At 66.1% G+C, this 8,744-nt stretch carries 9 protein-coding genes; 2 read left to right on the forward strand and 7 right to left on the reverse strand.

The genetic code is table 11. The features are described from left to right. Nucleotides 1-1,250: bifunctional proline dehydrogenase/L-glutamate gamma-semialdehyde dehydrogenase PutA (gene putA, locus AB4Y84_RS06845; RefSeq protein WP_442249915.1), on the forward strand; the 1,250-nt coding region annotated here is incomplete at its 5' end. Between the two features lie 88 nt (nt 1,251-1,338). On the opposite strand, the gene AB4Y84_RS06850 is transcribed toward putA, so the two are convergent. From AB4Y84_RS06850 to AB4Y84_RS06865, 4 genes are all read right to left on the reverse strand, one after another. Further along, nucleotides 1,339-2,409: an AAA family ATPase gene (locus AB4Y84_RS06850; protein ID WP_442249916.1), complete on the reverse strand. Its 1,071-nt coding sequence runs from the start codon at nt 2,407-2,409 to the stop codon at nt 1,339-1,341. Beyond that, nucleotides 2,396-3,004 carry a nicotinamide riboside transporter PnuC gene (pnuC, locus tag AB4Y84_RS06855; RefSeq protein ID WP_442244693.1) on the reverse strand — a complete coding sequence of 203 codons (609 nt, stop codon included), beginning with the start codon at nt 3,002-3,004 and terminating at the stop codon, nt 2,396-2,398. Before pnuC ends, AB4Y84_RS06850 begins: the two co-directional genes overlap by 14 nt. A 71-nt stretch (nt 3,005-3,075) precedes the next feature. Then, nucleotides 3,076-3,516 carry a hypothetical protein gene (locus AB4Y84_RS06860; protein ID WP_442244692.1) on the reverse strand — a complete coding sequence of 147 codons (441 nt, stop codon included), beginning with the start codon at nt 3,514-3,516 and terminating at the stop codon, nt 3,076-3,078. Nucleotides 3,517-3,625: 109 nt separating this feature from the next. Then, nucleotides 3,626-5,053: an outer membrane protein transport protein gene (locus AB4Y84_RS06865; RefSeq protein WP_025878303.1), complete on the reverse strand. Its 1,428-nt coding sequence runs from the start codon at nt 5,051-5,053 to the stop codon at nt 3,626-3,628. A 226-nt stretch (nt 5,054-5,279) separates the two neighbouring features. On the opposite strand from AB4Y84_RS06865, the gene AB4Y84_RS06870 reads away from it, so the two are divergent. Then, complete coding sequence (locus AB4Y84_RS06870; protein ID WP_025878304.1) at nt 5,280-5,972, forward strand: rhomboid family intramembrane serine protease; 693 nt, start codon at nt 5,280-5,282, stop codon at nt 5,970-5,972. 78 nt (nt 5,973-6,050) lie between these two features. On the opposite strand, the gene AB4Y84_RS06875 is transcribed toward AB4Y84_RS06870, so the two are convergent. From AB4Y84_RS06875 to AB4Y84_RS06885, 3 genes are all read right to left on the reverse strand, one after another. Further along, complete coding sequence (locus tag AB4Y84_RS06875; protein ID WP_312787633.1) at nt 6,051-6,461, reverse strand: hypothetical protein; 411 nt, start codon at nt 6,459-6,461, stop codon at nt 6,051-6,053. An 82-nt stretch (nt 6,462-6,543) separates the two neighbouring features. Beyond that, nucleotides 6,544-8,133, reverse strand: coding sequence for a S41 family peptidase (locus AB4Y84_RS06880; protein WP_442244691.1), 1,590 nt, complete (start codon nt 8,131-8,133; stop codon nt 6,544-6,546). A gap of 107 nt (nt 8,134-8,240) precedes the next feature. Next, nucleotides 8,241-8,744 (reverse strand): murein hydrolase activator EnvC family protein (locus tag AB4Y84_RS06885; RefSeq protein WP_442249917.1); only part of this gene is annotated, 504 nt, incomplete at its 5' end.

Here is an 8,744-nt window from a genome sequence, read left to right on the forward strand (position 1 = left end):
AATTCATGGCGCTGTGCGTGAAGGAAGCCGGCAAGAGCCTGCCCGACGGCATCGCCGAAGTGCGCGAAGCGGTGGACTTCCTGCGCTACTACGCCAAGCAGGCGCGCGAGCAGTTCAGCCACGCCGAGAAGCTGCCCAGCCCGACCGGCGAATCCAACGAACTGCAGCTGCATGGCCGCGGCGTGTTCGTCTGCATCAGTCCGTGGAACTTCCCGCTGGCGATCTTCCTGGGCCAGGTGGCTGCCGCACTGGCCGCCGGCAACAGCGTGATCGCCAAGCCGGCCGAGCAGACCAACCTGATCGGCTACTACGCAGTGAAGCTGCTGCACGATGCCGGCGTGCCGGCTGACGTGGTGCAGTACCTGCCGGGCGATGGCGCCACCGTCGGTGCCGCGCTGACCGCCGACCCACGCGTGGCCGGTGTGGCCTTCACCGGCTCCACCGACACCGCCCGTGCGATCAACCGCGCGATGGCTGCACGCGATGCCGCCATCGGCGTGCTGATCGCCGAGACCGGCGGCCAGAACGCCTTCATCGCCGACTCCTCGGCACTGCCGGAACAGCTGGTCAAGGACGCCATCGGTTCGGCCTTCACCTCGGCCGGCCAGCGCTGCTCGGCCGCGCGCGTGCTGTTCGTGCAGGACGACATCGCCGACAAGGTGATGACCATGCTGGCCGGCGCGATGAAGGAACTGAAAGTCGGCAACCCGGGCCTGCTGTCCACCGACGTCGGTCCGGTGATCGACGCTGACGCACTGCAGATCCTGCAGGACCACGCCGTGCGCATGGACCGCGAAGCGCGCCTGATCGCGGCTGCCGAACTGTCCGCCGAAGCGGCCAACGGCACCTTCTTCGCACCGCGTGCGTATGAGCTGAAGGATCTGGGCCAGCTGCAGAAGGAAATCTTCGGGCCGGTGCTGCACGTGATCCGCTGGAAGGGCGACCAGCTCGACGCGGTGATCGACCAGATCAACGCCACCGGATATGGCCTGACCCTGGGCGTGCATTCGCGCATCGACGAGACCGTCGACCGCATCAGCAACGGCGTCCACGTCGGTAACGTCTACGTCAACCGCAACCAGATCGGTGCGGTGGTCGGCGTGCAGCCGTTCGGCGGCCAGGGCCTGTCCGGCACCGGCCCCAAGGCCGGCGGCCCGCACTACCTGCTGCGCTTCGCCACCGAGAAGACGGTGACGGTGAACACCACCGCCGCCGGCGGCAACGCCTCGCTGCTGACCCTGGGCGACTGATCCCAAGCGTCATGCAGTAAACGAAAAACCCCGCGAAAGCGGGGTTTTTTCATGTTGGGCGGATGCGGGCCTGCCAGCCCCTGGCAACTCATTCCGCCAGCACACTGAACCGGTTGTCCRCACGCCTCACCAATTCCTCCAGCACCCGCGCGATACGCATCTCCAGATCGCCTTCCAGCAGCACATACGCCATTCCTCGCGCCTGCAACTGCTGCAGATACCACGCGTGTTGGCGCATGCGGAACTCCTCACCCACACGCGTTCCATCCTGCTCGAACGGGATATCCGGGGCGCACAGGAACAACAGGTCGTACGCACGCGCCGCGGCCCGCTGCAGTGGTTCGGGTGCAGTGCCGAACATCCAGCCGCTGTAGCCCAGCGTCACCAACGGCGTGGTATCGCAGAACACCCAGCGATGCGCATGCTGCGCGGCCTGGTCCTCGTGCTGCGGCTGGGTTGCAGCGATACGCAGCAGATCCTGCGCCTGCAGCTCGCCGCCCTGCTGCTCCCACAACGTACGCCCGAACTCCGGCACCCATGCCGTACCCAGGCGTTCGGCCAGCACCCGCGCCAGCGTGCTCTTGCCCGTGGACTCACCGCCGATGAAGGCCACCCGCTGCACATGGTCGGCATAGACCGACCGGCTCAGGCCCTGTCGATGCGCATGCGGATCGGCGCGCAGTTCGGTACCACTGGCCTGACCGATGTCGGTCGAACGCTCCAGCCGATGGTGCTGCACCGGCGCATTGAAATGCTGCGCCAGGGCTGCAGCGAAACCATCGCCGTAGTCTTCACCGGTGAAAACAGCCTGGACCGGTCCGCCAAACAGCGCCACGCACAGCCATGCGGTGAACGCGCGTTGCACCTGCTCACTGTCCTTGTCCTGCGGCAGCGCACGCACGGGAACACCCTGTTGCCTGCACAACGCCGCCAGCCGCGCATCATCCAGCACCGCCACCGTCGCCTGCGGGAAGCGCGCGCGCAGCCAACGCTCGCGACGCGCCGCGCTGTAGCCGGCAAAACCCGGCTGAGACCACCCGATCACCAGCAGCTGGGTGCAGCGTGTAGAAGCAAATTCGATCAGGCGCTCGTGGCCGAGGTGCAGCGGGCAGAACTTGCCGACCACCAACCCGCGCGGTACCCGCTCAGGCAATGCCATCGGCCGCCCTGCCCGTATCCGCTTCGGCGCGCATCAGGTGCCGCCAGTGACGCAGCGCCACCAGCGCGTTGATCCAGAAACCGACATACAGGATCGAGGTCAGGTGCAGCCCGCGGCTGTAGTACAGCGGCACCGCGATGGTGTTGACCAGCAGCCACACCCACCACGATTCCAGCTTGCGCCGCATCATCAGGATCTGTGCGATCACGCTCAACACCAGCACCGCCGAGTCGATGTAGGGCGCATACGCATTGGTCAGCCGGGTCAGCATCCAGCCGTAACCGAAGGTCGCCAGCACCGCCAACGGCAGCAGCCAGCTCCACGCGCGTGCTGGCAAGCTGGTGATGGGCAGCGGCTCGCCATGGTCACCACGCAGCCACTGCCACCAGCCGAACACGCTGATGACCACGAAGAAGAACTGCAGGACCATGTCCGCGTACAGGTGCGAGCGCTCGAACACTGCGGCGAACAGCGCGCAGCCGACGATGCCCAGCCACCACGTATGCACGTTGTTGCGACCAGCCAGCAGGATCGAGCCGGCAACGGCGATGTTGGCAGCCAGCTCCAGCTGGAAGTTCGGATCGGACAGGTTCATCGCGCTATTGTCGCGTAGATCCACGCCCCGCGGGATTGAGCCAGTAGATCCACGCCATGCGTGGATGGAAATCAAGCGCGCACGCGCACCAGCAGCCGGGGCTCTGCGCTACCCCAGCGGCCCAGTTGATGGTGCGGCGCCATCACAGGCGCGAGCCAATCCGGTGCTTGGATATCCCAGGTCACGCCATCGAACGGATGCGGCCAAGGCGTACCCTGCGGATTCGGCGAATGCAGGAACAGCGCGCTCTGGCCGCTATCCGGCGCCAACACCACCCAGCACTGGGTGTCCTGCCGCCTGCAGGCCACCGCGCGCTCGAGCAGCCGCAGCAACGCGGCGGCAACGGCGGTGCGATCACTGCCGTGGCGATTGCCACGCCCCTTCCAGTCCAAGTGGGTATGCCAGTAGTCGAACCATTCCGATGCGAGCGCATCCTGCAGCGCCACGGTGGCCCTCGCCTCTTCGGCGGCCCAGTAGCGGGTCATCTTCTTCAGGTATCGGCGATCGGCCATCAGGCCATTGTCGCGTAGATCCACGCCATGCGTGGATGCAGACCCCCGGAAAAAAGAAAGCCCCGCTTGCGCGGGGCCTCCTTCGTACTGCTTCAGGCAATCGCCGGAATCAGAACTTGTACTGCATCGACGCAGCCAGCACGTCGCCGGTGACCTTGTACTTGCCGACAACGTTGTTGGCGGTAGCGGAGGTCGAGTTGATGTTCGGATCCTTGGTGAACAGGTGGGTGTAGCCCACGCTGTATTCCATCTTCTCCGACGGCGCCCAGGTCAGGCCCAGCGACAGCCACTTGCGGGTGGTATCCGGCACGCGGACGTCACGGTGGGCGTCGGTGGTCGGGGTCTGGTCATAGGCCAGACCGCCACGCAGGGTCAGCTGCTCGTTCAGACGGTACTCGGTACCGATCGAAGCGAAGGTGGTGTCGCGGTAGTGGAACGGCAGCACGCTGTCGGGCTGGTTGGAGTCGTAGTCGACGCGCACTTCGTCGAACTTGCTCCATGCGGTGCGCGACACGTCGGCCATGATCTTCCACTGGTCGTTCACGCGGTGCGTGAAGCTGACGGTGGCGCTGGCCGGCAGGGTGATGGTCGCGCGGCCGTTGCTGTCGACGAAGGTGCCCGGAGCAGCCTGCGCCAGGAACGCTGCAGCAGCCGGGGTCATGGTGAAGTCGGCCTTGCCGTCGGTGATCTTGTGTTCGACTTCCGAGCGGTAGCTGAAGGCGATGTTGGTGCCTTCCACCGGGCTGACGGTCATGCCCAGGGTGTAGCCGACGGACACTTCGTCGCCCTTGATGCGCAGGTAACCATCAGCGGTACCCGGCGAGAAGCCGAGCTGTGCGGCCTGGCGGCCAGCGGCCTGGGCAGCGGCCTGGGCCTGTGCCGGGGTGCGGCCAGCGGCCAGTGCAGCGGCGGCAGCGCGCTGCTGGGCGCTGGCGTTGATGGCGGTACCGCCGTCGACGGCGCTGGTCAGGTCGACATTCAGGCGCTCGGCGAACACCGACGCACCGAACGACAGGTACGGGTTGACGTCGTAGGAGAAGGCCGCACCCAGGTCGATGGCCTGCAGTTCGGTCTTGACGCCGTTGTAGCGGCCGACCCAGTCACGGTCGTATTCGGTCTTGAAGCCGAACGGCACGGTCAGCGACACGCCGAAGTGCATGTTGTCCTTCTCGCCGAACGGCACGTGGAAGTACGCGGCCGGAACCGGAGCGATCATGCCGGCGTCGCCGCCGTTGCCGCCGGAAATCGGAGCGCCGTTGGCATAGCGGCCTTCGCCGCGGAACTTGGCGCCGAAGCTGATGGCGCTGACGTCACCCTGGATCTGGGTGCCTTCCAGCAGGCGCATCGAAGCCGGGTTGGTGGCGACCACCGAGGCATCGCCTTCGGCAGAGGTGGAACCAGCGAAGGCGCGGCCCAGGCCCTTGGCGCTGTTTTCCTTCAGCTGGAAGGCGGCGGCATTGGCGTCGGCGGCGGCCAGCGCACCGGCAACGCCGACGGCCAGCAGGGTCAGGCGGGCAATGGTAGAAGCAGTTTGCATCGTAGTTCTCTCTCCGGTAAGCGGTGATGGTGCTCTAAGTGCGCCTGCGCCCGTCAGGCTGGATGGCCTTTCGAAGCGCGCCGGATTCCCCTCCCGACATACGACGCCGTATGCGAGTATTACCCAGAGCCGTTAATGAAACAATAACAGCGCTGGCGCTTTCTTCGTCGCAAAAGCTGAACAGGCTCCTTCCCCGCCAAAAGCGCCCGCACGCTAGGCTAGTGCCATGTTTGTCTCCCTCCCCTCGCGCAAAAAGGCGACCCTGCGCTGGGCTACGCCCGTGCTGTTTGCGGCACTGTGGCTGGCATTCCTGTGGTCGATCTCGCGCCCGGACGATGCCCGCGGAAGCCTGTGGCTGGACTGGGGCGCCCTGTCCACCGGCCTGACCCACCCGCTGGACTGGTGGGCAACCCTGCAGGACGGCAGCGTGCTGCGCCTGTTCACCGCCCTGTTCCTGCACGCCGACTGGTCGCACCTGCTGGGCAACCTGGTGTTCCTGCTGATCTTCGGCCTGCCCGCCGAGCGGGTGCTGGGCCCGTGGCGGTTGCTGCTGCTGTTCCTGGTGGGCGGGGCGATCTCCAACCTGGTCGCGATCTACACCATGGGCAGCCCGGACCAGATCATCATCGGCGCCAGCGGCGCGGTGTCGGCATTGATCGGTGCCTATCTGGCGCTGTTCCCCGGCGCGCGCCTGGGCGTGGTGATCCCGCTGGGGCTGTTCCTGGAGTTCGTGCGCGCCCCGGCCTATCTGCTGATCGGTGTGTGGGCGGCGCTGCAGGTGGTGTTCGCCTACATCGGCCCGACCTTCGGCATGGTCGCCTGGTGGGCGCACATCGGGGGCTTCGTGTTCGGCGTGGTGTACGGCATGTACGTGCGCGCGGCGATCGCACGGCGACTGCGCAAGCGGCACGGGTTCTAGCGTCCGCTTGGTAGAGTCGAACTTGCCAGGCTGCTTCATTGCTCTGGGTCTGCTCCATCCGGAACGATGCCAGAAACGTCACTCGCGACTGACCACCAAGGTGTTGTGGTGGGTATCAAAGAGCAACGTTGCGCCGTCATTCAACACCAGGAAGTACTCGAAGAACGGCAGCTCGCCCAGCAGAGGAATCAGTTCGCTTGCCTGCAGCGTCCACATCGGCCAAGGCGATGCGCGCTCTTCTGATGCCACCAGGCAGATTTCGCTCTGCACTTGCGCCAACAGTCCAGCCAGGTAGGAGAGGCCTTCCTCACTGCTGTCGTAGTGAATCTTCTGGACAATCAACGGCGCGCTTGCCCACCAGTAGATGAGGTGGGTATCGATCCGATGGCGGCCCGCCAGCGATTCCATCAGGACGGCAGCCTGCTCCATCGGCACTGGCTGGCGCTCAAGCAGATTGCTGATCGTGGTGGTGAGAGTCGAATCGTCCATGAATCGATTCTATGGGGCGACACATGCGATCGTGCTGCCTCCTTGACGTACCGAGGTTAGCCGGGCGTGGCCCGGCGTACCATCAGGGCGTGGCCGGGGCCGGAACGGGCTTCGCTTCGGGCTTCGCTTCGGGCTTCGCTTCGGGCTTCGCTTCGGGCTTCGCTTCGGGCTTCGCTTCCGGCTTTGCTTCCGGCTTTGCTTCCGGCTTTGCTTCCGGCTTTGCTTCCGGCTTTGCTTCCGGCTTTGCTTCCGGTTTTGCTTCCGGTTTTGCTTCAGCCTTGGGCTCCGCCTTGGGCGCCGGCTTGGCGGCGACCTTCGCCGCCTTGTCCGCTTCGGCCTTCGCAGCTTCTGCCTTCAAGCGCGCCGCAACCGAACCCGGGTTCTTCAGTTCGGCCAGTGCATCGTTGATCGGGCCATCGCCCGGCAACACGGCGCCTGCGTGGTAGCCCTCGGTGCCTTCCTCGTCACCGCGCAGGTGGCCCGGCAGGGTCGCTTCACTGTAGTCACTCAGGCTGGCCGGCAATGCCTCGTCTTCCGGACGCGGTGCTGCCTTCAGTTCCACTTCCGGCACGATACCGGTGGCCTGGATCGATTTACCGCTGGGTGTGTAGTAGCGCGCCGTGGTCAGCTTCACCGAGTCACCGTTGTCCAGCGGCAGCACGGTCTGCACCGAGCCCTTGCCGAAGGTGCGGCTGCCGATCACGCGCGCGCGCTTGTTGTCGCGCAGTGCGCCGGCCAGCACTTCCGATGCACTGGCCGAACCGGCATCGACCAGCACCACCACCGGCGCGCCCTTCAGCAGGTCGCCCGGGGTTGCGTCGAAGCGTGCATCGCTGATGCTGATGCGGCCGCGGGTGCTGACGATGTTGCCCTTGTCGAGCAGGTCATCGGCCACCTGCACCGCAGCGGTCAGCAGACCACCCGGATTGCTGCGCAGATCCAGCACCAGCCCCTTGAGGTTGCCGCCGGACTGCTTCTGCAGCTGCTGCAGGTGCTTCTGGAAATCAGAGCCGGTGTCGGCCTGGAACGTGCTCAGGCGGATGTAGCCATAGCCCGGTTCCAGCAGGCGGCTGCGCACGCTGGTCACGCGGATCGTCTGTCGGGTCAGGCTGACGTCGAAGGGCTTGGGCTTGCCGTCGCGGACGATGGTCAGCACCACCTTGCTGCCGGCCGGGCCACGCAGCGGTTCGCTGGCATCGATCGCGCTGATCGGCTTGCCATCGATGGCGATGATCAGGTCGCCGGCGAGGATGCCGGCCTTGGCCGCCGGGGTGTCGTCGATCGGCGAGATCACCTTCATGCTGGCGTTGTCCGGCTGCTGCTGCAGCTCCACGCCGATGCCTTCATAGGCGCCGTTGGCCTGCTCGTCGAACGCCTCCGCATCTTCCTTGTTGAAGTAGGTGCTGTGCGGATCGAGGTCGAGCAGCAGGCCGCGCACAGCTGACTGCATCAGTTTGTTGTCATCGACCGGGTCGACATAGGCCGCGCGCACAGCGTTGTAGACGGCCACGAAGCGCCGGATGTCGTCCAGCGGTACCTTCGAGGTCACCGCCTCCTCGCTGCTCGCCGCCTTCCCGGGAGTTTCCTTCAACGGGATGGGGGCGGTGTGCTGAGCCCAGGACAGGGCCGGCAACAGAGCCAGCAAGAGGGTGGCGGTACGGGCTGCGCGCATGGATCACTCCTGTCGACGATGGCATCGTGCCCAAGGCACATGCACCGATTATGCGCGAAGCGTGGCTAAATTCCCGTTGAATCCGCCGTGCTGCGGCCAGGCGGAATTCAGCGCCGCTGCAGCCAGCTGTCCGGATTGACCGGTTGCCCACCACGGCGCAGCTCGAAGTACAGCGCCGTCACGCCCTGGCCACCGGAGTTGCCGACCTTGGCCACCGCGTCGCCACGGCTGACCCGCGCGCCGGCATCCTTCAGCAGGGTGTCGTTGTGGGCGTACAGGCTCATGTAGCCGTTGCCATGGTCGACGATCAGGATCATGCCGTAACCGGTCATCCAATCGGAGAACACCACGGTGCCGTCGGCCACGGCGGTGACGGTGCTTCCGGCAGGTGCGCCGATCAACACACCGCTGCTGGTGCGCCCGTCCGGCAGCTTGCCGCCATAGCGGGCCAGCAGATTGCCCGACAGTGGCCAGCCCAGGCCACCGACCTTCGGCGCTGGCGCCGAGGCCACGGCCGGAGGAACCTTGGTCGGCGGCGGCGGTGGACGGCCAGCCGCGGCGGCCTGGCGCGCCGCGCGCTCGGCGGCGGCCTTTTCGGCGGCAGCCTTGCG

It is taken from the genome of Stenotrophomonas sp. 2YAF22, assembly GCF_052114665.1.
Taxonomy (GTDB): Bacteria; Pseudomonadota; Gammaproteobacteria; order Xanthomonadales; family Xanthomonadaceae; genus Stenotrophomonas; species Stenotrophomonas indicatrix.